Below are 24929 nucleotides of genomic sequence, written 5' to 3' on the forward strand. Positions count from 1 at the left end.
TCGTAAATTCCACGCAAGCTCGATGCGAAAACTTCTCCAGAATTCGCGTAGCAACGCGATCCGCAGAGTTGAGTGGGAGTTTTTACACAGCCTGGACCGTTTCCAGCCATCCGCAACCGTCACCTACCGAATCAAAGCGGGCCTTTGTTAAAGAAAGACCCGCAACTTCTGATCCTTTACTCATCCCACGCGATACGCCGCCAACGGCAATCAAACCGTCGGCAGCGCTTCGCTCCACAGGCTGACGCTGAGCCGGTGCTGGGCGCCGGGGGCGAGCAGGAGGTGATCGTCGAGGACGTTGGCGTGTTCGATGCAGAGCATGCCTTGCCAGGCGTCTTCGGCGAATTGCGAGAGGCGCCGGGCCTTGTCGATCCAGGGGTTCCACAGCACGGCCGAGCGTGAGCCGCTGCTGCGTAGCTGGATGCGCCGCTGCCAGGCGGGATCGACGATGCTCAGTTGCGCCGGGGTATCCAGGTAGATGCGGTCGGTTTCGCCGTGAAAGCTCAGGGCGTCGCTTTGTTGCCGTTCCAGCCAGTTGTCCAGGGTGTCGATGTAGCGGCAGCCCCTCAGCCCCTCGACGTGCACCTGGCGGATATCGCTGACGGCGAAGTAGCTGTGCAGGGCCTGGCTGAAGGCCAGGGGCGTGTCGCCGAGGTTGCGCGTCTCGAGTTCGAGGTGCAGTTGCTCGTCGAGGCGGATGCGCAGTTTCAGTTCGGCGGCGTGCGGCCATTCCGCCAGCGGCTGCTCGACACTGTTGAAGACGAATTCGAGGACCACGCCGTGGTCCTGGCTGTCGATGCCGAGCAGTTGCCAGTCCAGCGAGCGTACCAGGCCGTGGGCCGGCACTATCATCTGCCCGGGCTGATGCATGGCCTGCACCTGCTCCGGGTTGCGCCGCAGGTCGCCGAACCAGGGCCAGCACACCGGCACCCCGCCGCGCACGCCCTGGCCCTGCTTGAATTCGGCCTGCTCGCTGAGCCAGATCAGCGGTTGCTCGCCATCGCGTTGGTAGCTGAGTATCTGCGCGCCCTGTTGCGCGACCAGCAGTTCGGCGTTGGCGCTGCGCACGCGCCAGCAGGCCAGTTGGTTGATTTCCACCCGCTCGGCCTGTGGGTGTTGTTCGGTTCCGCTCATGACTGCGCTCCTCGATTGCTCTTCTTGGAGAAAGTGTGAACCGCTGTGCCGGCAAAGGCCAGGCCAGTTGATTCACTGACCTGGCGCATTGTTGCGTGGTTGCCGCTGGCCTAGTCTGACCTAGACCGAAGGGAGGCTGCGATGCGCAAGATGTTGCTGGCTGTACTGCTGTTGCTGGGCGTGGCGGCGGCGTTCTGGTGGTGGAGTCGACCGCAGCCGCTGCCGGTGCGCCTGGTCGTGGTGGAGCGCGGGCCGGTCGAGGCCCTGGTGGCCAATACCCGCGCCGGTACGCTCAAGGCCTGTCGGCGTACCCAGCTGTCGTTCAACCTGGGTGCCCAGGTCAGCCAGCGCCTGGTCGAGGAGGGCCAGCGGGTGGCGGCCGGTCAGGTGTTGATGCGCCTGCGCCAGGACGAACTGCAGGCCCGCGTGCGTGAGGTCGAGGCGCGCCTGGATGAGTTGGGCAACCAGCGCCAGCAGCGCTGCCTGCAGGCCGACCTGGAGCGCCGCGACCATGAGCGTCTGGCACGCCTGCAGGCGCGTCAGTTGGTGGCCGCGGACCGGGTCGATCAGAGCGCCACCCGCGCGCGGCTGTCGGCGTTGGCCTGCAGCGCCGCTGCCATGACGATCCGCGAGACCGAGGCGAACCTGGCCCTGCAGCGCGCGCTGCTCGATCAGGCCACGCTGCGCGCGCCCTTCGCCGGGATCATCGCCGAGATCAACGGTGAAGTCGGCGAGTTCGTCACCCCCTCGCCGCCGGGTATTCCGACGCCGCCGGCGGTGGATCTGATCGATGACAGCTGCCTGTATGTCGAGGCGCCGATCGACGAGGTGGATGCGGCGCGGGTCAAGCCGGGCATGCCGGTACGCATCGGCCTGGACGCCTTTCGCGGCGAACATTTCCAGGGCCGGGTCAGCCGTATCGCGCCCTTCGTGCGCGACCTCGAACGCCAGGCGCGTACCGTCGATGTCGAGGCGCGCTTCGACCCGGTGCCGCTGGATGTGGCGCTGCTGACCGGTTACAGCGCCGACGTGGAAGTCATTATCGAGCAGCGCCCGCAGACCCTGCGCATTCCGACCGAAAGCCTGCTGGAAGGGCGTCGGGTGCTGCGTTATGACGCCGCGGCCGGGGTGCTGCGCGAGGTGCGCCTGACTACCGGGCTGAGCAACTGGCGCTGGACCGAGGTGCTCGATGGGCTGAGCGAAGGCGAGCGGATTCTCGCCAGCCTGGAGCAGGACGGCCTGGCCGATGGCGTGGCGGTGAGTGCCGAGGATGAGGGCGCGCCATGATCCGCCTGAGCGGGGTCAGCCGTTGCTTCATCCTCGGCGACCAGCAGGTCAAGGGCCTCGATCGGGTCGATCTGCAGGTCGATCCCGGCGAGTATCTGGCGGTGATGGGGCCGTCCGGCTCGGGCAAGTCGACCCTGCTGAATATCCTCGGCCTGCTCGATGCGCCGGACAGCGGCGAGTACTGGTTGAACGGCGAGGCCACCGCGGCGCTCGACGAGAATCGCCGCGCCGAACTGCGCAGCCGGCATATCGGCTTCGTCTTTCAGTCCTATCATTTGATCCCGCGCCTGACCGCCCTGGAGAACATCGAGCTGCCGATGCTCCTGGCCGGCCTCGAGCCGGCCGAGCGCCACCGGCGCAGCGCGCGCCTGGTCGAGCGGCTGAACCTCGGCGACCGGGTCAGGCATCGCCCGGCCGAGCTGTCCGGCGGCCAGCGCCAGCGGGTGGCCATTGCCCGCGCCATGGTCATGCAGCCGGCGCTGCTGCTGGCGGACGAGCCCACCGGCAACCTCGACAGCCATTCCGGCGCCGAGGTGGTGGCGCTGCTCGAGGAACTCAACGGCGAGGGCCTGACCCTGCTGGTGGTGACCCACGATCCTGCCATCGGCGGGCGGGCGCGACGGCGCCTGAGCATGCGCGACGGCCAGATCATCGACGACATCCGCCAGGAGCCCGGCGATGCGCGCGGCTGATGGCCTGGGGCTGATGCTCGGCGCGCTGGGCGGGCACCGCTCGCGCAGCCTGATGCTGCTGTTGGCCATGGCCATCGGCGTGGTCGCGGTGAACCTGCTCACCGGTTTGGCCGAGGGCGCGCGGCAGTTCGTCATCGGCGAATTCTCCCTGCTCGGGCGCAACACCCTGATCGTGCTGCCGGGACGCAAGGAAACCACCGGCGGCATGCCGCCGATCACCGGGCTGGCGACCCGCGACCTGACCCTCGGCGACACTGAGGCCATCGGCCGTCTGCCCAGCGTGCGCCGGGTCGCACCGCTGCAGGCCGGGCAGGTCGAGGTCAGCGTCGGCAACCGGGTGCGCGAGGCCTTCACCCTGGGCACCAGCCACGAATTCTTCGCCATCCGCCAGCTCGATGTGGCCCAGGGGCAGATCCTGCCGGCGCTGGCGCTGGATCAGGCCGAGGCGGTCTGTGTGATCGGCCTCAGCCTCAGGCGCGAGTTGTTCGGCGCGCGTCCGGCCCTGGGCCAGTGGCTGCGTGCCGGCGACCGGCGCTTCCGGGTGGTGGGCATTCTCGGCGAGCGCGGCGAATCGCTGGGCATGGACTTCGGCGAGATGCTGATCATCCCGGTGGCCAGCGCCCAAGTGCTGTTCAACCGCGAGGGGCTGTTCCGGGTGTTCGCCGAACTGCGCGGGCCGCATTTTCTCGCCAGCGGCAAGCGGCAGATCCTCGAGACCATCAAGGCCCGCCACGAGGGCAAGGAGGACGTCACCCTGATCAGCCAGGATTCGATGCTGGCGGCGTTCGACGGCATTCTCGATGTGCTCAGCCTGGCGTTGGCCGGGATCGCCGCGATCAGCCTGCTGGTGGCCGGCATCCTGATCATGAACGTGACCTGGATCGCGGTGAACCAGCGCACCGCCGAGATCGGCCTGCTCAAGGCCCTGGGCGCGCGGCCGGCGCAGGTGCGCGCGTTGTTTGTCGGCGAGGCGGCGCTGCTGGCCCTGGCCGGCGGCCTGATCGGCCTGGGCCTGAGCGAGGCGCTGCTCTGGTTCGGCCGCCAGTTGTGGGAAATTCCCCTGCAGACGCCGGTGTGGGCCCGCGCCGGCTCGCTGCTGCTGGCCCTGCTCGCCGCCTTGCTGTTCGCCTGGCTGCCGGCCAACCAGGCGGCGCGCATGGAGCCGCTGGCGGCGCTGCGCCCGCCGGGGGCACGGGCGTGAACAGGAGATGCCATGGTGCGCACGGCGCACCCTACCCCGAACCGCACACCAACCCCGTAGGGTGTCGCGGGACCGCCCAGGCCGTGCGCACCAATCATCCGTGTATAAGGGCGCGACCATGATGCGCTGGCAGGACGGCCTCCACCTCACCGCCACGACCCTGATCAGCCGGCCGTTGCGCAGCCTGTTGACCCTGCTCGGGGTGGCGATCGGCATCGCCGCGGTGGCGTTGCTCACGGCCATCGGCGAAGGCCTGCGGGTCTATGTGCTGGATAACTTCGCGCAGTTCGGCACGCGGATCATCGCCGTGCACCCGGGCAAGACCCAGACCGGCGGCATCGGCGGCATCCTCAGCAGCGTGCGCCCGTTGAGCCTGAGCGATGCCGACGCCCTGGGGCGTCTGGCCCATGTCGAGGCGGTGGTGCCGATCATCCAGGGCAGTGGCGACATCCAGTACGGGGTGATGAGTCGCAACAGCGACATCATCGGCGGCGGCCATCAGCTGGCCGAGGCCTGGCGTTTTCGTCTGGCCCTCGGCCAGTTCCTGCCGCCGGCCCGCGACGGCCGCTCGCCACCCTATGCGGTGCTCGGGCACAAGCTGCGCCAGGAGCTGTTCGGCGAGGTCAGCCCGCTGGGCGAGGCGATCCGGGTCGGCGGCATACGCTTTCGGGTGATCGGGGTGATCGAGGAGAAGGGCCAGTTGCTCGGCTTCGACCTCGACGACATCGCCTACATTCCGGTGGACTGGGCGCAGAGCCTGTTCAACCGCGACGGCCTGATGGAGATCAACGTGATGTTCAATGCCGGCATCGGTTCGCAGGCGCTGAGTGAGCGGATCCGCCAGCTGTTGATCGAGCGCCACGGCCGCGAGGATTTCAGCCTGACCACCCAGGACGACATGCTCGCCAGCCTCGACCGCATCCTCGGTACCCTGACCATCGCCGTCGCCGCCCTCGGCGGCATCTCGCTGTTGGTGGGGGCGGTGGGTATTCTCACCATCATGACCACCACGGTCGGCGAACGCACCGCCGAGATCGGCTTGCTGCGCGCCATTGGCGCCACGCCGCGGCAGGTGCTGGGGTTGTTTCTCGCCGAGGCGGCGCTGCTGTCGTTGGCCGGCGGGGTGCTCGGCCTGCTGCTGATGGCGCTGCTGCTGGCGGTTGTGCACCTGAGCCTGCCCGGCCTGCCGCTGCAGCTGGCGCCCGGCTTCCTGCTGCTGGCGCTGCTGCTGTCGGCGCTTATCGGCTTGTTCGCCGGCATCGCTCCGGCCCGTCGTGCGGCGCGCCTGCATCCGGTGGATGCACTGCGCAGCGAGTAGCGCCAGGGCTGGCGTAGGGTGCGCACGGCGCACCCTACGGGAGCAAGCGGTCGCCGCTCTACTTGCCGTACACCTGTTCCGGCAGCCAGGTAATCAGGCCGGGGAAGATATAGGCAACCACCAGCAACAACAGCTGGATCAGGATGAACGGCAGCACGCCCTTGTAGATGGTGCTGGTTGGCACCGACGGCGGGGTGACGCCGCGCAGGTAGAACAGGGCGAAGCCGAACGGCGGGGTGAGGAAGGAGGTCTGCAGGTTCAGCGCGATCATCACGCCGAGCCAGACCGGGTCCAGGCCCATGGCCAGCAATACCGGGCCGACGATCGGCACCACCACGAAGGTGATCTCGATGAAATCGAGGATAAAGCCGAGCAGGAAGACCACCACCATCACCAGGAAGAAGGCGCCGAGCACCCCGCCGGGCAGTTGGGCGAAGATGTCCTCGATCATGGCCTCGCCGCCGAAGCCGCGGAACACCAGGGAGAACAGCGAGGCGCCAATCAGGATCAGGAATACCATGGCGCTGATTTCGGTGGTGCCGTAGGCCACTTGGCGCAGCTGGCCGAAGTTCAGCTTGCCTTTATAGAAAGCCAGCGCCATGGCGCCGAGCGCCCCCAGGGCGGCCGCTTCGGTGGGGGTGGCGTATCCGGCGAGGATCGAGCCGAGCACCGCGCCGATCAGCAGCAGCGGCGGCACCAGGGCGTTGATCAGCTTGGCCCATTCGATCGGGCCGAGTTCTTCCTGCGGCAGGGCCGGCAGCTTCTTCGGCTGGAAGATCGCCACGCCGATGATGTAGGCGATGTACAGGCCGACCAGCAGCAGACCGGGCAGCAGCGCGCCGACGAACAGGTCGCCGACCGACACGGTTTTCGGCGAGAAGATACCCATCTTCAACTGCGCCTGCTGATAGGCGCTGGACATGACGTCACCGAGCAGGACCAGCACGATCGACGGTGGAATGATCTGCCCCAGGGTGCCGGTGGCGGCCAGGGTGCCGGTGGCGATAGCCGGGTCATAACCGCGCCGGAGCATGGTCGGCAAGGCCAGCAGGCCCATGGTCACCACGGTGGCGCCGACGATGCCGGTACTGGCGGCGAGCAGCGCGCCGACCACACACACGGAAATCGCCAGGCCGCCGCGCAGGGTGCCGAACAGCCGCGACATGGATTCCAGCAGGTCTTCGGCGACCCGTGATTTTTCCAGCATCACCCCCATGAACACGAACAGCGGCACCGCCAGCATGGTCTGGTTGTTCATGATGCCGAACAGGCGGTTGGGCAGGGCGTTGAGGTAGCCGCCATCGAAGGTGCCGGTGAGCATGCCGATACCGGCGAACAGCAGGGACACGCCGCCGAGGGTGAAGGCCACCGGATAGCCGGCCATCAAGGCCGCGCAGATGCAGATGAACAGCAGGATCGCCATTAACTCAACCATGCTTCACCTCCGGTGCAGGCAGGCGACCGGCGAGGATGTAGGCGGATTTGATCAAGTTGGAGATTCCTTGCAGTACCAGGCAGAACACCAGCACCAGGATGATGCTCTTCTGCAGATAGACGAACTTCAGGCCGCCCGATTCGCTCGATCCTTCCAGGGTCGCCCAGGAGTTGCCCACGTAATCCCAGCTGCTCCAGCCGAGGAACAGACACACCGGCAGGAGGAACAGCAGGTTGCCGAGGATTTCCACCAGCGCCTGGCGGCGGCCGCTGAACTTCTGGTAGAAAATATCCACGCGCACATGGCCGTCGCACTGCAGCACCCAGGCTGCGGCGCCCATGAACACTAGGGCGTGGGCATAGAGCACGGCTTCCTGCAGCGCGGTGGCGCCAATGCCGAAGCCATAGCGCAACACCACCACGGTCGCGGTGCCGATGACCAGAAACAGGGTGAGCCAGGCGCAGGCCTTGCCAAAGCCGGCATTGATGGCGTCGAGCAGGCGCGCTAAGCCGAGCAAGGGAGGGGGACGATTCGACATGGCAGATCCTTATTGTTATGGCCAGGAAACCCGGGGATTCTAGGCGGCAGGGTAAGAGCGTCGCAACCGGCAGTACTACGTACGTAGTCGTTACGCTTGAGAGGTGGAGAGCCCTGTGATACTCAACATATAGCTGAATACCGGCGATCCCGGTGCTCGGATCATTAGTACAACAACAAGGAGTTATTACATGAAGCGTCGTCAAATTCTCGCAGCTGCGGGTGTAGGTCTTGCAGCAACCGCCTTGGCCGGCTGCAACAAAGAGGCTGAAACTACCGCCAAGCCCCAAGAAGGCGCGAGTAGCGAGACTTTCAACTGGAAGATGGTTACGTCCTGGCCGAAGAATTTTCCTGGCGTAGGCGTGGGTGCCGAACGCTTCGCCACGCTGGTCGAGCAAATGAGTAACGGCCGCCTGAAGGTCAAGGTGTATGCCGCTGGTGAGCTGGTGCCGGCACTGGAAGTGTTCGATGCGGTGTCCCGCGGCACCGCCGAGATGGGCCATGGTGCGCCTTATTACTGGAAAGGCAAGGTGCCTGCCGCGCAGTTCTTCTGCGCCTTGCCGTTCGGCCCCAATGCCCAGGAAATGAACGCCTGGCTGCACAAGGGCGGCGGTATCGAGCTGTGGGAAGAGGTCTACAAGCCGTTCGGCGTACTGCCCATGGCCTGCGGCAGCACGGGCGTGCAGACCGCCGGCTGGTTCAACAAGGAAATCAACGGCGTCGCCGACTTCCAGGGGTTGAAGATGCGCACCCCGGGCCTGGGCGGCGAAGTGCTGACCAAGATGGGCGGCACGGTGGTCAATATGCCGGCCGGCGAGATCTTCACCGCCATGCAGACCGGCGCCATCGACGCCACCGAGTGGATCGGCCCGTACAACGACCAGGCCCTGGGCCTGCACAAGGCGGCCAAGTACTACTACACCCCGGGCTGGCAGGAGCCGAGCGTACTGTTCGAGCTGGACATCAACATCAAGGCCTGGGAAACCCTGCCGGCCGACCTGCAGGCCATCGTCCGCGCTGCGGCGCGCGATGTGAACGGCGACATGCTCGACGATTACAACGCCAAGAACATGGAAGCCCTGGAGCAACTCAAGGGCGAAGGCGTGGACGTGCGTCGCCTGCCGGACGACGTGCTGACCAAGCTCAAGGAAGTGGCGGCCGAAGTGGTCGATGCCTCCGCCGCTACCGATCCGGTGGCGAGCAAGGTGTGGGCGCAGCAGAAGGCTTATCTGCAGCGCCTGTACGACTACGCCGAACTCAACGAGAAGGACATCTACAACATCCGCGGCTGATTTCTGGCCACTAAAAACGCCGGCCTCGCGCCGGCGTTTGCGTATCTGGGATTCAGCCATAGTGCGCTGTGCGCCCCATCGCCACGCTCAGCGATGTATGGGAATTCGCGATCTGGGGCAAATCCGACAAGTCCATGGCCATCGCGAACGCCTTCCCGGATTGCGCTGGCGCTTATGTGGGCTGCGCCATTGAATGACTGGCGATGCGTATGACTGGCGATGGGTATCGCTGCGTTCATCCTGCGCGGCTCGCATCCTGCGGTTAGCAATCCGCAGGAGGGATCGAGTTGTTGCTTCAGCGCCGCGCCGGTACCGGGCGGGTGCGGCCGCTGCCGTCGATGGCGACGAAGACGAACACCGCCTCGGTGACCTTGCGCCATTCGCTGGACAGCGGGTCGTCGCTCCACACCTCGACCAGCATCTGGATCGAGCTGCGGCCGATCTCGAGGGCCTGGGTGTAGAAGGACAGTTGCGCACCAACGGCGACCGGCACCAGAAAGGCCATGCGATCGATCGCCACCGTTGCCACGCGGCCGCCTGCGACCTTGCTGGCCATGGCGGTACCGGCCAAGTCCATTTGCGATACCAGCCAGCCACCGTAGATGTCGCCGAAACCATTGGTTTCGCGTGGTAGCGCGGTGATCTGCAGTGCCAGATCGCCCTGGGGAATCGGGTCATCCTGTTCGAAGTCGTTGTTCATCTCGAGTACGGCTCGCGGCGCGGTTGTTGTTGTTGTTGATGCGGGCCCGCAAGGATGCGGGTTTGGCGAGTATACCGACTGAATGGTCAGCGAGCGACCATGGCGCTATGCCTTCGATGCAGGCGGTCAGTGGCCCGCTAACAGGCCGTTGAAAAACTACCTGCGTTGCCATCGCGGCGTTAAAAACAGGCTCGGGCGCGAGTCCGATCAACATGCTCATTTACAGCTGTAAACTCCGCTTTTTCGCCTGTTTTTGCCTTGCGCTGACTGCCTCGCCTACGTTTTTCAACGGCCTGCTAAAGTCGGGTGCGTTCATCTAACTGTCACATTGTTTTCATAGATTGGTCACAGGGGCTGCAGATACTTGGGCTCGTTCAATCCAACACTAAATTCTGCTAGGAGCAAGGCATGAAACTTAAGCGTTTGATGGCGGCCATGACTTTCGTCGCCGCTGGCGTCGCCACCGCCACTGCGGTCGCTGCTATCGACCCGGCTCTGCCGACCTATGAAAAGACCTCCGGTGTGTCGGGCAACCTGTCCAGCGTCGGTTCCGACTCGCTGGCCAACCTGATGACCCTGTGGGCGGAAGAGTTCAAGAAGAACTACCCGAACGTCAACATCCAGATCCAGGCCGCCGGTTCCTCCACCGCGCCACCGGCGATGACCGAAGGCACCGCCAACATGGGCCCGATGAGCCGCGCCATGAAGGACAGCGAGATCCAGGCCTTCGAGCAGAAGTATGGCTACAAGCCGACTGCCGTTCCGGTGGCCATCGATGCCCTGGCGGTATTCGTGCACAAGGACAACCCGATCAAGAGCCTGTCGATCGAGCAGGTCGACGCGATCTTCTCCAGCACCCGCCTGTGCGGTGGCGCCAGCGACATCAAGACCTGGGGCGATGTTGGTATGACCGGCGAGTGGGCGGCCAAGCCGATCCAGCTGTTCGGTCGCAACTCGGTATCCGGCACCTACGGCTACTTCAAGGAAGAAGCCCTGTGCAAAGGCGATTTCAAGGCTAACGTCAACGAGCAGCCGGGTTCGGCTTCCGTGGTGCAGTCGATCTCCAGCACCCTGAATGCCATCGGTTACTCGGGCATTGGCTACAAGACTTCCAGCGTCAAGGCTGTAGCGCTGTCGAAGAAAGGCGGCGAAGCCTTCGAAGCCAACGAAGAAAACGCCCTGGCTGGCAAGTTCCCGCTGGCGCGCTTCTTCTATGTGTATGTCAACAAGGCGCCGAACAAGGCCCTGAGCCCGCTGGACGCCGAGTTCGTCAAGCTGGTGTTGTCCAAGCAAGGTCAGGAAGTCGTGGTCAAGGATGGCTACATCCCGCTGCCGAGCAAAGTGGTCGAGAAGACCATGAAGGAACTGGGTCTCTAAGCACCCGGCTCTACTGGCAGGGACGCCAGCTTTGTAGCGACGCCCGCCTCTCGAAAGAGAGGTGGGCGTCGCTTTGTCAGTCTGCTGTAACTTTTCTGTCACACAAGCTGGCTAGATTAATCGGCCTGTGCCACGAATGAAATTACGGCGCGCTCATGGCCGCGCAGAGATGCCCATACTATGAATGACCTGTCTCGTGAAACCGTGACCGCCTCGCCCAAATCCCTGAGGCTGGACTTCGATACCCCGGCCTTGCTGCGCAAGCGGCGCATGCGTGCGTTCAAGGATCACCTGGCCCGCTGGTGCGTATCGATCGGCGGCATGGCAGTGCTGGGCGCCATCACCCTGATTTTCTTCTACCTGGCCTACATCGTCTTGCCGATGTTCCAGGGCGTTGATCTCGAAGCGCGCAAGCCGCTGCAGCCGGCCTGGTTGGCGGATGCCGGCAAACCCTTGTTGATGGCGGTGGAAGAACAGAACCAGGTGGCCATGCGCCTCGACGAGCGTGGCCAGGTGCAGTTTTTCGATGCCAAGAGCATGGCCTTGCTGAGCGCGGAAACCCTGCCGCTGCCGGCCAATAGCCAGGTCGTCTCGGTTGCCCAGGATCAACCGGGCAGCAATCGCGTGGCCCTGGGTCTGTCCAGCGGCCAGGTGCTGGTGTTCGAGCATGCCTACCCGGTCAGTTACCCGAACGACGTGAAAACCATTACGCCGCGGATCAACTACCCGTTCGGCGAAGCCGCGATCAGTCTCGACGCGCAAGGCCGCGCCCTGGATCACGTCGGTGTCAGCCTGAACGGCGGCACCCTGCTGCTGGCGGCCTCCACTTCCAGCGATCTGCATGTGCTGAGCCTCGGTCGCGAAGAAAACCTGATGACCGGCGAGGTGACCCTCAGCGAGGACCGCATCGTCCTGGCGCAGATCGCCGAACCGATCAAGGCGCTGATCATCGATCCGCGCCATCAGTGGCTGTACGTGATCAACGGCCGCGCCACGGCGGACGTCTTCAGCCTGCGTACCAAGGAACTGAATGGCCGCTACAAGCTGCTCAGCGATGGCGCCACCGACGTCACCAACGCGACTGCGCTGCTCGGCGGTATCTCGCTGATGATCGGCGACAGCAAGGGCGCCATCCAGCAGTGGTTCATGGTCCGCGACGAGGACGGCAAGCAGTACCTGAAGTCGATCCGCAGCTTCCAGATGGGCGACAGCGCCATCACCCAGATTCTCCCGGAAGAGCGGCGCAAGGGTTTCATGGCCCTGGATGCCGAAGGCAATCTGGGCATCTTCCACAGCACCGCGCACCGCACCCTGCTGGTCGAGCCGCTGACCGCAGGCGCCGCCCTGGCCGGCTTGTCGCCGCGCGCCGACCGTGTGCTGGTCGAGGCGCAGGGGCAACTGCAGCGTCTGCTGATCGACAACCCGCACCCGGAAGTGTCCTGGAGTTCGTTGTGGGGCAAGGTCTGGTACGAAAACTACGACGAGGCCGACTATGTATGGCAGTCGACCTCCGCCAGCACCGACAACGAGCCCAAACTGAGCCTCGCGCCACTGGCGTTCGGCACCCTCAAAGCCGCGTTCTACGCGATGTTGCTCGCCGCGCCGCTGGCGATTGCCGCGGCCATCTACACCGCCTATTTCATGGCCCCGGCCATGCGCGGCAAGATCAAGCCGGTGATCGAGCTGATGGAGGCGCTGCCGACGGTGATCCTCGGTTTCTTCGCCGGCCTGTTCCTCGCGCCCTATGTCGAGGGCCATCTGCCGGGGATATTCAGCCTGCTGATCTTTACCCCGGTCGGCATCCTGCTGGCCGGCTTCGCCTGGAGCCGCCTGCCCGAGTCGGTCCGCCTGCTGGTGCCGGATGGCTGGGAAGCGGCGCTGCTGGTCCCGGTGATCCTGCTGGTCGGCATCGTCTCGCTGAGCATGAGCGGCCATCTGGAAGTCTGGCTGTTCGACGGCAACATGCGCAGCTGGCTGAGCAATGATCTGGGCATCGCGTTCGACCAGCGCAACGCCCTGGTGGTCGGCCTGGCCATGGGCTTCGCGGTGATCCCGACGATCTACTCGATTGCCGAAGACGCCGTGTTCAGCGTGCCGAAGAGCCTGACCTTCGGTTCCCTGGCCCTCGGCGCGACGCCTTGGCAGACCCTGACCCGGGTGGTCATTCTCACCGCCAGCCCGGGTATCTTCTCGGCAATAATGATCGGCATGGGCCGCGCGGTCGGCGAAACCATGATCGTGCTGATGGCCACCGGCAACACCGCGATCATGGACATGAACATCTTCGAGGGCCTGCGCACCCTGGCCGCCAACGTGGCGGTGGAAATGCCCGAATCGGCGGTGGGCGGCACGCATTACCGGGTGCTGTTCCTCTCGGCGCTGGTGCTGCTGTCCTTCACCTTCGTCATGAATACGCTCGCGGAACTGGTGCGCCAGCGTCTGCGCGTCAAGTACGCGTCGCTCTAGGGCTTTGGAAGGTATATGTCGGTGAAAAAGAATTCCGTAAAAGCCTGGGTCAAAAGCGGTTCGCCGTGGATCTGGATGAACGCCGGTGCGGTGTCCATCGCCGTGATCATGACCCTGGGTCTGCTCGCCGTGATCGCCACCCGTGGCCTCGGCCACTTCTGGCCGGCCGATATCGTCGAGGCCGACTATCAGGTGCCTGGCCAGGAAATCAAGGTGATGGCCGGCGAGATCACCCAGATCGAAGAGATCCCGCGCGCGCGTCTGGCCGCGTCCGGCTTGCCGGTGGCAGCCGAAGGCGGCGAGTTCATGACTCGCGAACTGTTCAAGGTGGGTAACCGTGACCTCTACGGCGCCGACTTCAGCTGGGTGGTAGGCGAGTGGCTGAGCAATCAGCGCACCCCGGAAGGCCTCACGGCATTCGAGCGCCGCGAATGGGGCAACCTCTACGGCTACCTGGTCAACGTCAAGGAAAACGGCCAACTGGTCGCCGAAGGCGATGCGGCCTGGGACGTCCTGCAGGAGCGTCTGGCCCGGGTCGAGGAGCTGCATGCCCAGGTGGTGCGCCTGGAGAAGAAAGACATCGGCCGGATCAACGCCGGGCTCGAGCGCATTCGCCTGCAAACCCGCAAGCTGGAGCTGGAGGGCAAGCTGGATGCACAGGCCCAGGCCGATCTGGAGATGGAGCGGGCGCAATGGGACGCCGAGTACAAGGTGCTGGAAACCCAGTTGGTGGCACTCTACGCGGCCTTCAACCGCGACAGCGCCACGGTACGCACCGCCGATGGTCGCGAGGTCGAGCTGAGCCTGGGCAAGGTGGTGCGCGCCTATCAGCCGAACGCCATGTCGCCCCTCGGCAAGCTGCAGTTCTACGGCGCCAAGCTGTGGGAGTTCGTCAGCGCCGATCCGCGCGAGGCCAACACCGAAGGCGGCATCTTCCCGGCGATCTTTGGCACCGTGATGATGACCCTGATCATGGCAGTGATCGTCACCCCGTTCGGCGTGGTGGCGGCCATCTACCTGCGCGAGTACGCCAAGCAGGGACCGATGACCCGGGTAATCCGCATTGCGGTGAACAACCTGGCCGGCGTACCGGCCATCGTCTACGGGGTGTTCGGCCTGGGCTTCTTCGTCTATGTATTGGGTGGCTCGATCGACCGCTTGTTCTTCCCCGAGGCCGCGCCGGCGCCGACCTTCGGTACGCCGGGGCTGTTGTGGGCCTCGCTGACCCTGGCGCTGCTCGCCGTGCCGGTGGTGATCGTCGCCACCGAAGAAGGCCTGGCGCGGATTCCGCGGGCGCTGCGTGAAGGTTCCCTGGCCCTCGGCGCGACCAAGATCGAAACGCTCTGGCGCGTGGTGCTGCCGATGGCCAGCCCGGCGATGATGACCGGCCTGATCCTCGCCGTGGCGCGTGCCGCCGGTGAAGTGGCGCCGCTGATGCTGGTCGGCGTGGTCAAGCTGGCGCCCTCGCTGCCCGTGGACGGCAACTACCCGTACCTGCACCTGGACCAGAAGATCATGCACCTGGGTTTCCATATCTACGACGTCGGCTTCCAGAGCCCCAACGTCGAGGCCGCGCGGCCGCTGGTCTACGCCACGGCACTGCTGCTGGTGCTGGTGATCGCGGTGCTGAACCTCACGGCGGTGTACATGCGTAACCGCCTGCGTGAGAAGTACAAGGCGCTGGATCACTAAAGACTTTTGTCCTCTGCCGCAGGCGGGGGATGATCAACGAATTGTTAGCGTAGGGAGCATCCCATGCAGCACCAAGCACACACCCACGGCATCGACATCACGGCCCTGGGCCGGGACAAGCAGAGCCTCGACCTGGCCGGGGAAACCGTGGCGATTCAGGTGCCGGGTCTGAATCTGTACTACGGCGACAAGCAGGCGCTGTTCGACGTCAAGCTGAACATCCCCAAGCAGCGCGTCACCGCCTTTATCGGTCCGTCCGGTTGCGGCAAGTCGACCCTGCTGCGCACCTTCAACCGGATGAACGATCTGGTCGACGGTTGCCGCGTCGAGGGTGAAATCAACCTCGACGGGCGCAATATCTACCGCAAGGGCGAAGACGTCGCCGAGCTGCGTCGCCGGGTCGGCATGGTGTTCCAGAAGCCCAACCCCTTCCCCAAGAGTATCTACGAGAACGTGGTCTATGGCCTGCGCATCCAGGGCATCAACCAGAAGCGCGTGCTCGACGAAGCGGTGGAGTGGGGCCTGAAAAGCGCGGCTTTGTGGGACGAGGTCAAGGACCGTCTGCACGAGTCGGCCCTCGGCCTGTCCGGCGGCCAGCAGCAGCGCCTGGTGATCGCCCGGACCGTGGCGGTGCAGCCGGAAGTGCTGCTGCTCGACGAACCCTGCTCGGCGCTGGATCCGATCTCCACCCTCAAGGTCGAAGAACTGATCTACGAACTGAAATCCAAGTACACCATTGTCATCGTCACCCACAACATGCAGCAGGCGGCGCGGGTCTCGGATTACACCGCCTTCATGTACATGGGCAAGCTGATCGAGTTCGGGGACACCGACACCCTGTTCACCAACCCGGCGATGAAGCAGACGGAAGACTACATCACCGGGCGCTATGGTTGAGTTGACCCCGTAGGGTGCGCTGCGCGCACCAGCTGCAGCTGCCCTGTGGTGCGCACGGCGCACCCTACCCGGATTTTCGCGGAGCGAACCAATGATCAACAAAGACAACCTCACCCAGCACATCTCCCAGCAGTTCAACGCCGAGCTGGAGGAGGTGCGCAGCCACCTGCTGGCCATGGGCGGGCTGGTCGAGAAGCAGGTCAACGACGCGGTCACCGCGCTGATCGACGCCGACTCCGGTCTGGCCCAGCAAGTGCGCGAGATCGACGACCAGATCAACCAGATGGAGCGCAACATCGACGAGGAATGCGTGCGCATCCTCGCCCGCCGTCAGCCGGCGGCTTCCGACCTGCGCCTGATCATCAGCATCTCCAAGTCGGTGATCGACCTCGAGCGCATCGGCGACGAAGCGACCAAGATCGCCAAGCGCGCGATTCTCCTGTGCGAGGAAGGCGAGGCGCCGCGCGGCTACGTCGAAGTGCGGCATATCGGCGACCAGGTGCGCAAGATGGTGCAGGAGGCGCTGGACGCCTTCGCCCGCTTCGACGCCGACCTGGCCCTGTCGGTGGCGCAGTACGACAAGACCGTCGACCGCGAATACAAGACCGCCCTGCGCGAGCTGGTCACCTACATGATGGAAGACCCGCGTTCGATCTCGCGGGTGCTCAACATCATCTGGGCCCTGCGCTCGCTGGAGCGCATCGGCGACCACGCGCGCAACATTGCCGAACTGGTGATCTACCTGGTGCGCGGCACCGACGTCAAACACATGGGCCTGACCCGGATGAAGGAAGAAGTAGAAGGCATCGGCAAGGACCGCTGAGTGCCGCGCCTGCGAGCCTGATGCAGCAGAACCCTGGCGCCCTGGGGCTGTAAGGCGGATGGTCCAACCTAAAAATGGCCAACCGCCACTTTAGGGTTGGCCTTTGGCCATTCGCCGCGCTTATGCTTGGGGCCATTCGAACAGGAGTGGCCGATGAGCAAAGTCAGCGTACTGGTGGTGGACGATGCAACCTTTATCCGTGACCTGGTGAAGAAAGGCCTGCGCGATCACTTTCCCGGCGTGCAGATAGTCGAAGCCATCAACGGGCGCAAGGCCCAGCAACTGCTCGGCCGGCAAAGCATCGACCTGATTCTCTGCGATTGGGAAATGCCCGAACTGTCGGGCCTCGAACTGCTCAGTTGGTGCCGCGAGCAGGACAACCTGAAAACCGTGCCCTTCATCATGGTCACCAGCCGCGGCGACAAGGACAACGTGATCCAGGCGATCCAGGCCGGTGTATCCGACTTCATCGGCAAGCCCTTTTCCAACGAGCAGCTGGTGACCAAGGTCAAGAAGGCCCTGAGCCGTGCCGGCAAGCTGCAAGCCCTGATGGCCAGCGCGCCGCCGAAAATGCTCAGCAGTGGCGGCTTTGCCAATGACTCCCTGGCGGCGCTGACCGGCGGTCAGGCTCAGGTGATCAAGCCGGCGGCGCTTGCTCCGGCTGCTCCGGTGCCGCAGGAGGCTCCAGCAGCAACGCCGATGGCTTCGGCCAAATCGGCCGGGCAGGCTCCGGGCGGACGCGGTCAGGGACAGTTGCGTCTGGCCAGCGGCACCATGAACTGCGTGATCAAGGCGCTCAGCCTCAAGGACGCGCAATTGGTGGTCAAGCGCACCGAGCTGCCGCCGCAAGTGCTGGAGAGCGCAGTACTCGACCTCGAGCAGGGAGAAGGCGGCGAGGTGGCGCGGCTAAACGGCTACCTGCATGCAGTGGCGGCGCTGGAACCCAGGCCGGATAGCGAATGGCTGCTGCTGACGTTCAAGTTCGTCGATCAGGACCCGCAGAAGCTCGACTACCTGTCGCGCCTGATCGCCCGCGGGACGGCGCAGAAGCACTTCGTCCCCGGCGCCTGATTCCTGATCGATCCTCAACGGCTGTGAACCTATCGCGCGCCGTCAGCGTTCCGCTACGGCGCGTAGGTCGCCACTGCACGGCGGAGGCCGCAGTCGGCGAGCGTTTTTTCACAGCCTCGCAAGGGCTGCTCAGCCCAGGCGTTGCAGCAGCAGGAAGGAAATCAGCAGCAGCGTATTGATCGCCCAGGCGGCGGTCAGGACGCGGGCGATATCACCATGGGTTGGATTTTCCACGTTGCCACTGCAATGCCAGATCTCGGCGATGATCCAGGCGGTATAGGCGAGCAGTACGGCGAACATGAGCACCACTGTGGCCAGCGCGGCGCCGCTGAAATACACCGCCAGTGATACGGCCCAGAGAATATTGCTGGGTATCACGCCGTAGAACCAGAAAACCTCCCGCAGCGGTTTGTCGATCAGCATGTTGTTGAGCATCGATATTCTCATGGCGCTTAATCCTCATGGTGACGGCTCGTGCCGCGTTTGGCTGCCCGCTTCGCGTCGAGCTACCGGGCATGGCTAATTTTGAGGTTAGCCGGTGCGGGCGCTGCGTCAAACTGTCGCACGAACTCTGGATGGCGTTGGCTGTGCAGGGTCACATTTCGGCTATTTCGGGCTCGCGTGCCTGCAGCGGCGCTGCTAGTCTCCAGTGCTCTGGAGAATCACAGCAGTCCGTGAGCCCATGCCCTTTCGCCTGATCGTTTTTTGCGCCCTGCTGCTGGTTGCCAGTCAGGCCGCCGCCCTGACCATCTACAAATACACCGACGCCAACGGTGTGGTGACCTATACCGATAAAGCGACAGCGGGTGCTCAGGTGTTCGTCTTCCGCGACCGCATGGTCGAGCGCCTGGACAATCAGGTGAAGCTGGAAACCCAGAAGCATGCGGCCGGCGATACCCTGCTGGTGCGCAACGACTTGTATGCGCCGGTGCAGATCGAGTTGAAGCTGGAGCAGGTCGACAACGCCATCGGCGCCCCGGATAAACCCATCACCTGGGTGTTGCCGCCGCGCAGCAAGATCCGCCTCGCCACCCTGACCGCGCGCGATGCCGGCAAGCCGCTGCGCTATACGCCGAAACTGCGTTATGCCCTCGGCGACCCGCGCCTGCTGCCGACGCAGCAGAGCTACCCGCTACCCTGGCGCGGCGGTCCCTTCCGCCTGACCCAGGGCGCCAATGGTAAATACAGCCACTTCACCGCCAAAGGGCGTTACGCCATGGACATCGCCATGCCCGAGGGCACGCCGATAGTCGCGGCGCGCGGCGGCGTGGTGGTCAAGACCGAGAACCAGCAGAGCGGGCGCGGCAACAACCCCTCCGGCAACTATGTGCGCATCCTCCACGACGACGGCACCATGGGCGTCTACCTGCACCTGATGCAGGGCTCGGTCAGCGTGCGCGAAGGCCAGCGGATCAACAGCAGTAGCCTCATCGCCCGCTCAGGCAACACCGGCAACAGCACCGGCCCGCACCTGCACTTCGTGGTGCAGCGCAACGTCGGCCTGGCCCTGGAATCCATCCCCTTCGACTTCGCCCAGCCGGTCAACAGCCTGCCGAATTTCGCCGTGGGTGGTGAGTGAGCCGGCGTAGGGCGGACCGGGCGAAGCCTTGTCAACCGCGGCTGGATGATGCGCCAAGGCTTCGCGGCTAAAGCGGAGTGCCGCCCAGCCCCTCCCACAAGCGCTTCAATCCAGCCTGAGCACCTTGGCCAGGACGATCTTCGGTCCCTTCATCTTCTTGACGATGATGCGCAGGCCGTCGACCTCCAGCACTTCTTCCTCCTCGGGCATGCGCTTGAGGGTTTCGTAGACCAGCCCGGCCAGGGTTTCCGCCTCGACGTGGTCGAGGTTGACCCCCAGCAGGCGCTCGACCTTGAACAGCGGGGTGTCGCCGCGTACCAGCAGCTTGCCCGGCTGGTAGGCGAGGATGCCGCGCTCGGTCTTGTGGTGCTCGTCCTGGATGTCGCCGACCAGGGCTTCCAGCACGTCTTCCATGGTCAGGTAGCCGATCACCTTGCCGTCGGCCTCCTCGACCAGGGCGAAGTGCGAGCCGCCCTGGCGGAACTGCTCGAGCAGGTTGGACAGCGGCATGTGCCGACCGACCCGTTCGATCGGGTGCATCAGCTCGGCCAGTTTCAGGGCCGAGGGCAGCATCTCCAGCAAGGACAGGTGCAGCAGCAGATCCTTGATGTGCAGCACGCCGACGAATTCGCCGCTGGCTTCGTCGAGGATCGGGTAGCGGCTGTACTTGTGCCGGCGGAACACGCTGAACACCTCGTCCAGCGGTGCGTTCAGCGCCAGGTAGACCAGATCCTCGCGCGAGTTGGCCCAGTCCACCACCTCCAGCTCGCCAAGCTCCACGGCAGAGGCCAGCACGCGCATGTCCTGGTCGCTGGGATTGCTGGCGCGGCTGGAATGCAGGATCAGCTTGAGTTCGTCGCGGCTGTAATGGTGCTCATGGTGCGGCCCCGGTTCGCCCTGACCGGCGATGCGCAGGATGGCATTGGCGCTGGCATTGAGCAGGAAGATCGCCGGGTACATGGCCCAGTAGAACAGGTACAGCGGCGCGGCCGTCCACAGCGACAGCAGTTCGGGTTTGCGGATGGCCCAGGATTTCGGTGCCAGCTCGCCGACCACGATGTGCAGGTAGGAAATGATCGAGAAGGCGGTGAAGAAGGCGATGCCGTGCACCAGCTTGGCCGACTCGATGCCGATGGCGCCGAGTAGCGGGGTGAGCAGTTCGGCGAAGGCCGGCTCGCCGACCCAGCCCAGGCCCAGCGAGGCCAGGGTGATGCCCAGTTGGCAGGCCGAGAGGTAAGCATCCATCTGGCTGTGTACGGTACGCAGGATATGCCCGCGCCAGCCGTTCTGGTTGGCCAGGGCCTCGACCTTGGTGGCGCGCAGGCGGACGATGGCGAACTCGGCGGCGACGAAAAAGCCGTTGAGCAGCACCAGCAACAGGGCGAAGAGAACGAGGCCGAAATCGGCGAAAAAAGTGGCGGCGGAGAGACTCGTGGAGGGGTCCATACAGGGTTCGGTTGGCCAATGACCGCTAAAGGGTGGGGCCAAGCCAGCGGCTTTGCAAGCTGCGCGTACGCCGCGGCCTGTTAGCGGCTGCGGCGCACCACCTGAGTGCCGGCAAAGTGGCAGCTGAAGGTGCTGCCCTGGCCCAGGCTGCTGTCGATCTCCAGGCGCGCGCGGTGGCGCAGCAGCACGTGTTTGACGATGGCCAGGCCCAGGCCGGTGCCGCCGGTATTGCTGGCGCGACTGGAGTCGACCCGGTAGAAGCGTTCGGTCAGGCGTGGCAGGTGCTTGGCCTCGATGCCCGGGCCGCAGTCCTGCACCGAGAGGTGCGCGCCCTGTTCGTCGCCCCACCAGCGGATATGGATCTCGCCTTCGTTGGGGCTGTATTTGACCGCGTTGAACACCAGGTTGGAGAAGGCGCTGCGCAATTCCGCCTCGCTGCCCTTGAGCTTGATGTGCGGGTCGGCTTCCAGGCTGATGCGGTGCATGCGTTCGCCGGACAGCGCCTGGGCGTCGCTCTTGATCGACAACAGCAGCAGGTCGACCGCCACCGGCTGGTTGTCCGAGGGGTAGTCGGTGGCCTCCAGCTTGGCCAGCAACAGCAGGTCATTGAGCAGGTTCTGCATGCGCCCGCCTTGCTGCTGCATCTGTTGCAGCGCGCGTAGCCAGCGCGGGTTGACCTCTTCGACGTTATCCAGCAGGGTTTCCAGGTAACCAGCGATCACCGTCAGCGGCGTGCGCAGTTCGTGGGAGACGTTGGCGACGAAGTCCTTGCGCATCTGCTCGAGCTGATACAAACGGGTGATGTCGCGCACCAGCATCAGGTGCTCGCGGTTGCCGTAGCGGGTGATATGGAACTGCAGGCGCCGGCGGTCGTTGACTGGCGAGGGCAGTTCCAGCGGTTCGAGGTAGCTGCCGCGCTCGAAGTAGTCGATGAAGCGCGGGTCGCGCAGCAGGTTGGTGATCGACTGGCCGCTGTCCTGCGGGGTTTTCAGGCCGAGCAGGGTCTCCGCGGCGCGGTTCCACCATTCCAGGTTGCCCTGGCTGTCGAGCATGATCACCGCGTCGTTCAGTGCGGCGGTGGATTCCTGCACCCGATCGATCACCGCCTGCAGGCGGCCGCGGGCGCGCTGGTTGCGCCGTTGCAGGTGGTAGATGCTGTCGAACACCTCGCCCCACAGGCCGTAGCCATCCGGTGGCGGCTCGTCTGGCTGGTGCTCTTTCAACCATTTGTGCAGGCGCAGCAACTGGCTCAGGGTCCAGCCCAGGTGGATGGCCAGGCCGGTCGCCAGCGCCCAGGCATACTCGCCGGTGAGCAGGCCGAGCAGCAGGCAGGCACCGATTAACAACAGCAGGCGGCGCGTCACTGCGCCACGCCAGTTTTGCTTCACTTGGGAGTCATCCGCCAATCGATCCATTGAGCCGCTGAGGCAAGCCGGCAATCCTAACCCACGCCGTCATCGGCTGGGGATGCCGCTAGCTTTTGCTGGAGAAACGATAGCCCGTGCCGCGCACGGTCTGCACCAGGTTCTCGTAGGCCTCGCCGAGTGCCTTGCGCAGGCGGCGGATATGCACATCGACCGTGCGCTCTTCGACATAGACATTGCCACCCCAGACCTGGTCGAGCAACTGACCGCGGGTGTAGGCGCGCTCCTGATGGGTCATGAAGAATTGCAGCAGACGGTATTCGGTCGGACCGATCTCGGCCGGTTTGCCGTCGATGGTCACCCGATGGCTGATCGGGTCGAGCAGCAGGCCGCCGACTTCGATCGGTGCTTCGCTGTCGCTGGGGCCGGCACGGCGCAGCACGGCCTTCAGTCGGGCGACCAGTTCGCGCGGCGAGAATGGCTTGGTGATGTAGTCGTCGGCGCCGACTTCCAGGCCTTGGATCTTGTTGTCCTCTTCGCCCTTGGCGGTGAGCATGATGATCGGGATGTCCGCGGTCAGCTCGTCACGCTTGAGCCGCCGGGCCAGCTCGATGCCGCTGGTGCCGGGGAGCATCCAGTCGAGCAGGATCAGGTCGGGTTTGCGGTCGACGATGATGGCGTGGGCCTGCTGGGTGTTCTCCGCTTCCAGGCACTCGTAACCGGCCATCTCCAGGGCCACCGCGATCATCTCGCGGATCGGTGCTTCGTCATCGACGATCAGGATGTTCTTGCCAACCATGGATCCAGCCTCGGCTCGTTGAACTGTCATGCGTGGCATTAGATAACGGAATTATTGCAGGCATGTGACAGCTGGGCTGCCGCGGCGGCCTTTCACCGAGTCAGGCCAGCTGCGATGTTCTCGATGATTACCTCGGCCAGGTCGCCCGGCTCCGGCAGGTTGTCGCCATCGTGCCGGGTGGTACGACGCTCCAGACCTTGGCGGCGATGGCGTGGGTGTCGTTGCTCACAACGAAGTGTCCTGCTGATTCAGATGCGCCTGCCCGGCGGGCGTGAGGCGGTATTTTTGCAGCCGGCTATTGGGTTTGTCCGGCAAACTGTATTCGATCAGGCCTGCGCCCAGCAGCTGGCGCACCACCTGGTTGAGTGGCCCGGAGATGCTTTTTTGCCCAAGGGCGCTGGAAAGTGCCGCCTTGCTCAGTTCGCCAGCCAGTAGGCAACGCAACACCCTGGTCTCCAGCGACTCTGGCTGTGACTCTGGCTGTGACTCTGGCTGTGACTCTGGCTGCGACTCTGGCTGTGACTCTGGCTGCGAAAGAGTTGCGGCCAATGTCAGTGCCGGCAAAGCTCCGCTGACCAGCGCCAATTGCGGCAGCATCACGGTCACGCGGAAGATCGACTCCTCGCTGAGAATTGGGTCCTGGCCGCCGAAGGCGCGGGCGTACTTGAACAGGTTGCGCACCCCGGAACCCAGCTCCTCGGCCCACTGCATCTCGCGGAATACCCGGGCGATGGCCGGATTTTTCGGCGATGGGGCGAAGTCGTCCGGGCGCAGCAGGCCGATGCCGTGGGGTTGTTGCTGTTCTCCGTGGTCACCCGGTCGCGCTGGATGATCAGCTTGGCCGGGAACGGATTGAGGTATTCGCGGTGGATCAGCAGGTTGGCCACCACCTCACGGAAGATCCGCTCGCGCAGGCTGACGCGTTGGTCGCCCTCCAGATAGAAGGGGTCGACGATATGCTTGCCGACAAAGGCCATCAGCCGGTCGTAGCTTTCCAGCAGGTTGCTGCGGATATCGGCGCGGTCGTCGTAACGGTCCAGGTCGTGCACGCGCAATATGGCGTCGGTGCGGTGGTGCGGCACCACGCCCAGCACCACCTCGTCGCGGCCGAACAGCAGGGCGCCGGCCAGGGAGATGCCTTCCTGTCCGGTCTGGTAGTCGCGCTGATACAGCCGCGCGCTCTTCAGCAGCTCCAGATCCTCCAGCTCGGCCCAGGGGTGAGCGCTGCGTTGCAGGCGCACGTTATGCCGCACCCGCTCGATCAGGTCGCTGCGCAGGTCGTCCAGGCGGATAAACGGGAAGATGCGGTTTTCGCTGTAGCTCACCTGCTTGCGCAGATACAACTCACCCAGTAGCTGGCTGTGGCCGGTGATATCGAAGTCGCCATCTTCGTTGCGGCTGAAGATCCGGTTATTGCAGCTGTGCACCTGGGAGCTTTCCGGCACGTTCAGCAGCAACAGTGTCTGTCCGTTCAACTCCAGCTGTTCGGGCACCAGCGGCATCGGCGGGTTGATCTTCTGCGGGTTGTGCAGGGTATTGGCCAGGTCCTTGCGCATCTGCACCACGGCCTCGGGCGCGATGCCGGTGACGCTGCCATCGTCTGCCACGCCCAGCACCAAGATGCCACCGCGCTGGTTGAGAAAGGCGCAGATGGTTTCGTAGACATCGCGATTGAGCGCCTCGCGGGCGCACTTGAACTCGACCGTCAGCCCCTCGCCATCACACAGCAGGCGCGCCAAGCGCTCGGGAGTCATGGCGCGGCCTCGACGCCTGCGCATGTTCTCTGTTCGCAGGGCTGGTCCAGCGGTGGGCTCAGGAT

Annotated in this window: 22 protein-coding genes; 12 read left to right on the forward strand and 10 right to left on the reverse strand. The window is 64.6% G+C overall.

Annotated elements, in window-relative coordinates; translation table 11 throughout:
* Positions 1-210: 210 nt before the first annotated feature.
* Positions 211-1134, reverse strand: a complete 924-nt coding sequence (locus tag BM315_RS08430; protein ID WP_090499783.1) for a D-hexose-6-phosphate mutarotase — start codon at positions 1132-1134, stop codon at positions 211-213.
* A 141-nt stretch (positions 1135-1275) separates the two neighbouring features.
* Here BM315_RS08430 and BM315_RS08435 point away from each other — a divergent pair, with 141 nt between their 5' ends.
* From BM315_RS08435 to BM315_RS08450, 4 genes are all read left to right on the forward strand, one after another.
* Entirely contained in the window at positions 1276-2421 is a 1146-nt protein-coding gene (locus BM315_RS08435) for an efflux RND transporter periplasmic adaptor subunit (RefSeq protein ID WP_090499785.1), read from the forward strand.
* The gene (locus BM315_RS08440) at positions 2418-3113 is read left to right on the forward strand and encodes an ABC transporter ATP-binding protein (RefSeq protein WP_090499787.1); all 696 of its coding nucleotides are present in this window, start codon (positions 2418-2420) and stop codon (positions 3111-3113) included. Before BM315_RS08435 ends, BM315_RS08440 begins: the two co-directional genes overlap by 4 nt.
* Complete coding sequence (locus BM315_RS08445) at positions 3100-4314, forward strand: ABC transporter permease (protein ID WP_090499790.1); 1215 nt, start codon at positions 3100-3102, stop codon at positions 4312-4314. The genes BM315_RS08440 and BM315_RS08445 overlap by 14 nt, the downstream gene beginning before the upstream one ends.
* A gap of 121 nt (positions 4315-4435) precedes the next feature.
* Complete coding sequence (locus tag BM315_RS08450) at positions 4436-5632, forward strand: ABC transporter permease (protein ID WP_090500122.1); 1197 nt, start codon at positions 4436-4438, stop codon at positions 5630-5632.
* A 58-nt stretch (positions 5633-5690) separates the two neighbouring features.
* Here the strand turns inward: BM315_RS08450 and BM315_RS08455 are convergent, their stop codons facing one another.
* Both BM315_RS08455 and BM315_RS08460 read right to left on the reverse strand, forming a co-directional pair.
* Positions 5691-7067 carry a TRAP transporter large permease gene (locus BM315_RS08455; protein WP_090499792.1) on the reverse strand — a complete coding sequence of 459 codons (1377 nt, stop codon included), beginning with the start codon at positions 7065-7067 and terminating at the stop codon, positions 5691-5693.
* Entirely contained in the window at positions 7060-7605 is a 546-nt protein-coding gene (locus tag BM315_RS08460; RefSeq protein WP_090499794.1) for a TRAP transporter small permease subunit, read from the reverse strand. The genes BM315_RS08455 and BM315_RS08460 overlap by 8 nt, the downstream gene beginning before the upstream one ends.
* Positions 7606-7795: 190 nt before the next feature.
* Between BM315_RS08460 and BM315_RS08465 the strand changes: the two genes are divergently transcribed.
* The gene (locus tag BM315_RS08465; RefSeq protein ID WP_090499797.1) at positions 7796-8896 is read left to right on the forward strand and encodes a TRAP transporter substrate-binding protein; all 1101 of its coding nucleotides are present in this window, start codon (positions 7796-7798) and stop codon (positions 8894-8896) included.
* Between the two features lie 295 nt (positions 8897-9191).
* On the opposite strand, the gene BM315_RS08470 is transcribed toward BM315_RS08465, so the two are convergent.
* Positions 9192-9596 carry an acyl-CoA thioesterase gene (locus BM315_RS08470; protein WP_090499799.1) on the reverse strand — a complete coding sequence of 135 codons (405 nt, stop codon included), beginning with the start codon at positions 9594-9596 and terminating at the stop codon, positions 9192-9194.
* Positions 9597-10004: 408 nt separating this feature from the next.
* Here BM315_RS08470 and BM315_RS08475 point away from each other — a divergent pair, with 408 nt between their 5' ends.
* From BM315_RS08475 to BM315_RS08500, 6 genes are all read left to right on the forward strand, one after another.
* On the forward strand, positions 10005-10973 hold the full coding sequence (locus BM315_RS08475) for a PstS family phosphate ABC transporter substrate-binding protein (RefSeq protein ID WP_090499801.1): 969 nt from the start codon (positions 10005-10007) through the stop codon (positions 10971-10973).
* 180 nt (positions 10974-11153) lie between these two features.
* On the forward strand, positions 11154-13439 hold the full coding sequence (locus BM315_RS08480; protein WP_090499803.1) for an ABC transporter permease subunit: 2286 nt from the start codon (positions 11154-11156) through the stop codon (positions 13437-13439).
* A 15-nt stretch (positions 13440-13454) separates the two neighbouring features.
* Entirely contained in the window at positions 13455-15131 is a 1677-nt protein-coding gene (gene pstA, locus BM315_RS08485) for a phosphate ABC transporter permease PstA (RefSeq protein ID WP_170862181.1), read from the forward strand.
* Positions 15132-15194: 63 nt separating this feature from the next.
* Entirely contained in the window at positions 15195-16028 is an 834-nt protein-coding gene (gene pstB, locus BM315_RS08490; protein ID WP_090499805.1) for a phosphate ABC transporter ATP-binding protein PstB, read from the forward strand.
* A gap of 91 nt (positions 16029-16119) precedes the next feature.
* Complete coding sequence (phoU, locus tag BM315_RS08495; RefSeq protein WP_090499808.1) at positions 16120-16851, forward strand: phosphate signaling complex protein PhoU; 732 nt, start codon at positions 16120-16122, stop codon at positions 16849-16851.
* A gap of 153 nt (positions 16852-17004) precedes the next feature.
* A complete protein-coding gene (locus BM315_RS08500; RefSeq protein WP_090499810.1) occupies positions 17005-17922 on the forward strand; it encodes a response regulator in 918 nt (305 codons plus the stop codon).
* Between the two features lie 129 nt (positions 17923-18051).
* On the opposite strand, the gene BM315_RS08505 is transcribed toward BM315_RS08500, so the two are convergent.
* Positions 18052-18369, reverse strand: coding sequence for a hypothetical protein (locus tag BM315_RS08505; RefSeq protein ID WP_090499814.1), 318 nt, complete (start codon positions 18367-18369; stop codon positions 18052-18054).
* Positions 18370-18604: 235 nt separating this feature from the next.
* On the opposite strand from BM315_RS08505, the gene BM315_RS08510 reads away from it, so the two are divergent.
* Positions 18605-19501 carry a peptidoglycan DD-metalloendopeptidase family protein gene (locus BM315_RS08510; protein ID WP_090499817.1) on the forward strand — a complete coding sequence of 299 codons (897 nt, stop codon included), beginning with the start codon at positions 18605-18607 and terminating at the stop codon, positions 19499-19501.
* Between the two features lie 105 nt (positions 19502-19606).
* Here BM315_RS08510 and BM315_RS08515 read toward each other — a convergent pair whose 3' ends face one another.
* The 5 genes from BM315_RS08515 to BM315_RS08530 all read right to left on the reverse strand — a co-directional run bounded on the left by BM315_RS08515 (position 19607) and on the right by BM315_RS08530 (position 24864).
* Positions 19607-20947: a hemolysin family protein gene (locus BM315_RS08515; protein WP_090499819.1), complete on the reverse strand. Its 1341-nt coding sequence runs from the start codon at positions 20945-20947 to the stop codon at positions 19607-19609.
* An 80-nt stretch (positions 20948-21027) separates the two neighbouring features.
* Positions 21028-22362, reverse strand: a complete 1335-nt coding sequence (gene phoR / locus BM315_RS08520; RefSeq protein WP_170862182.1) for a phosphate regulon sensor histidine kinase PhoR — start codon at positions 22360-22362, stop codon at positions 21028-21030.
* 58 nt (positions 22363-22420) lie between these two features.
* Positions 22421-23110, reverse strand: coding sequence for a phosphate regulon transcriptional regulator PhoB (gene phoB, locus BM315_RS08525; protein WP_090499821.1), 690 nt, complete (start codon positions 23108-23110; stop codon positions 22421-22423).
* Between the two features lie 225 nt (positions 23111-23335).
* A complete protein-coding gene (locus tag BM315_RS24830) occupies positions 23336-23821 on the reverse strand; it encodes a Fic family protein (RefSeq protein ID WP_212632943.1) in 486 nt (161 codons plus the stop codon).
* A complete protein-coding gene (locus tag BM315_RS08530; RefSeq protein ID WP_212632942.1) occupies positions 23713-24864 on the reverse strand; it encodes an AlbA family DNA-binding domain-containing protein in 1152 nt (383 codons plus the stop codon). The genes BM315_RS24830 and BM315_RS08530 overlap by 109 nt, the downstream gene beginning before the upstream one ends.
* Positions 24865-24929 lie beyond the last annotated feature (65 nt).

Origin of the sequence: Pseudomonas borbori (genome assembly GCF_900115555.1) — a bacterium.
GTDB lineage: Bacteria > Pseudomonadota > Gammaproteobacteria > Pseudomonadales > Pseudomonadaceae > Aquipseudomonas > Aquipseudomonas borbori.

Coding starts and splice junctions, on each gene's coding strand:
- BM315_RS08460 (WP_090499794.1), bottom strand. CDS start 7,605: ATGTCGAATCGTCCCCCTCCCTTGCTCGGCTTAGCGCGCCTGCTCGAC.
- BM315_RS08480 (WP_090499803.1), top strand. CDS start 11,154: ATGAATGACCTGTCTCGTGAAACCGTGACCGCCTCGCCCAAATCCCTG.
- BM315_RS24830 (WP_212632943.1), bottom strand. CDS start 23,821: ATGCAGTGGGCCGAGGAGCTGGGTTCCGGGGTGCGCAACCTGTTCAAG.
- phoR (WP_170862182.1), bottom strand. CDS start 22,362: ATGGATCGATTGGCGGATGACTCCCAAGTGAAGCAAAACTGGCGTGGC.
- BM315_RS08455 (WP_090499792.1), bottom strand. CDS start 7,067: ATGGTTGAGTTAATGGCGATCCTGCTGTTCATCTGCATCTGCGCGGCC.
- BM315_RS08450 (WP_090500122.1), top strand. CDS start 4,436: ATGCGCTGGCAGGACGGCCTCCACCTCACCGCCACGACCCTGATCAGC.
- BM315_RS08435 (WP_090499785.1), top strand. CDS start 1,276: ATGCGCAAGATGTTGCTGGCTGTACTGCTGTTGCTGGGCGTGGCGGCG.
- BM315_RS08430 (WP_090499783.1), bottom strand. CDS start 1,134: ATGAGCGGAACCGAACAACACCCACAGGCCGAGCGGGTGGAAATCAAC.
- BM315_RS08515 (WP_090499819.1), bottom strand. CDS start 20,947: ATGGACCCCTCCACGAGTCTCTCCGCCGCCACTTTTTTCGCCGATTTC.
- BM315_RS08505 (WP_090499814.1), bottom strand. CDS start 18,369: ATGAGAATATCGATGCTCAACAACATGCTGATCGACAAACCGCTGCGG.
- phoU (WP_090499808.1), top strand. CDS start 16,120: ATGATCAACAAAGACAACCTCACCCAGCACATCTCCCAGCAGTTCAAC.
- pstB (WP_090499805.1), top strand. CDS start 15,195: ATGCAGCACCAAGCACACACCCACGGCATCGACATCACGGCCCTGGGC.
- phoB (WP_090499821.1), bottom strand. CDS start 23,110: ATGGTTGGCAAGAACATCCTGATCGTCGATGACGAAGCACCGATCCGC.
- BM315_RS08440 (WP_090499787.1), top strand. CDS start 2,418: ATGATCCGCCTGAGCGGGGTCAGCCGTTGCTTCATCCTCGGCGACCAG.
- BM315_RS08510 (WP_090499817.1), top strand. CDS start 18,605: ATGCCCTTTCGCCTGATCGTTTTTTGCGCCCTGCTGCTGGTTGCCAGT.
- pstA (WP_170862181.1), top strand. CDS start 13,455: ATGTCGGTGAAAAAGAATTCCGTAAAAGCCTGGGTCAAAAGCGGTTCG.
- BM315_RS08465 (WP_090499797.1), top strand. CDS start 7,796: ATGAAGCGTCGTCAAATTCTCGCAGCTGCGGGTGTAGGTCTTGCAGCA.
- BM315_RS08530 (WP_212632942.1), bottom strand. CDS start 24,864: ATGACTCCCGAGCGCTTGGCGCGCCTGCTGTGTGATGGCGAGGGGCTG.
- BM315_RS08470 (WP_090499799.1), bottom strand. CDS start 9,596: ATGAACAACGACTTCGAACAGGATGACCCGATTCCCCAGGGCGATCTG.
- BM315_RS08445 (WP_090499790.1), top strand. CDS start 3,100: ATGCGCGCGGCTGATGGCCTGGGGCTGATGCTCGGCGCGCTGGGCGGG.
- BM315_RS08500 (WP_090499810.1), top strand. CDS start 17,005: ATGAGCAAAGTCAGCGTACTGGTGGTGGACGATGCAACCTTTATCCGT.
- BM315_RS08475 (WP_090499801.1), top strand. CDS start 10,005: ATGAAACTTAAGCGTTTGATGGCGGCCATGACTTTCGTCGCCGCTGGC.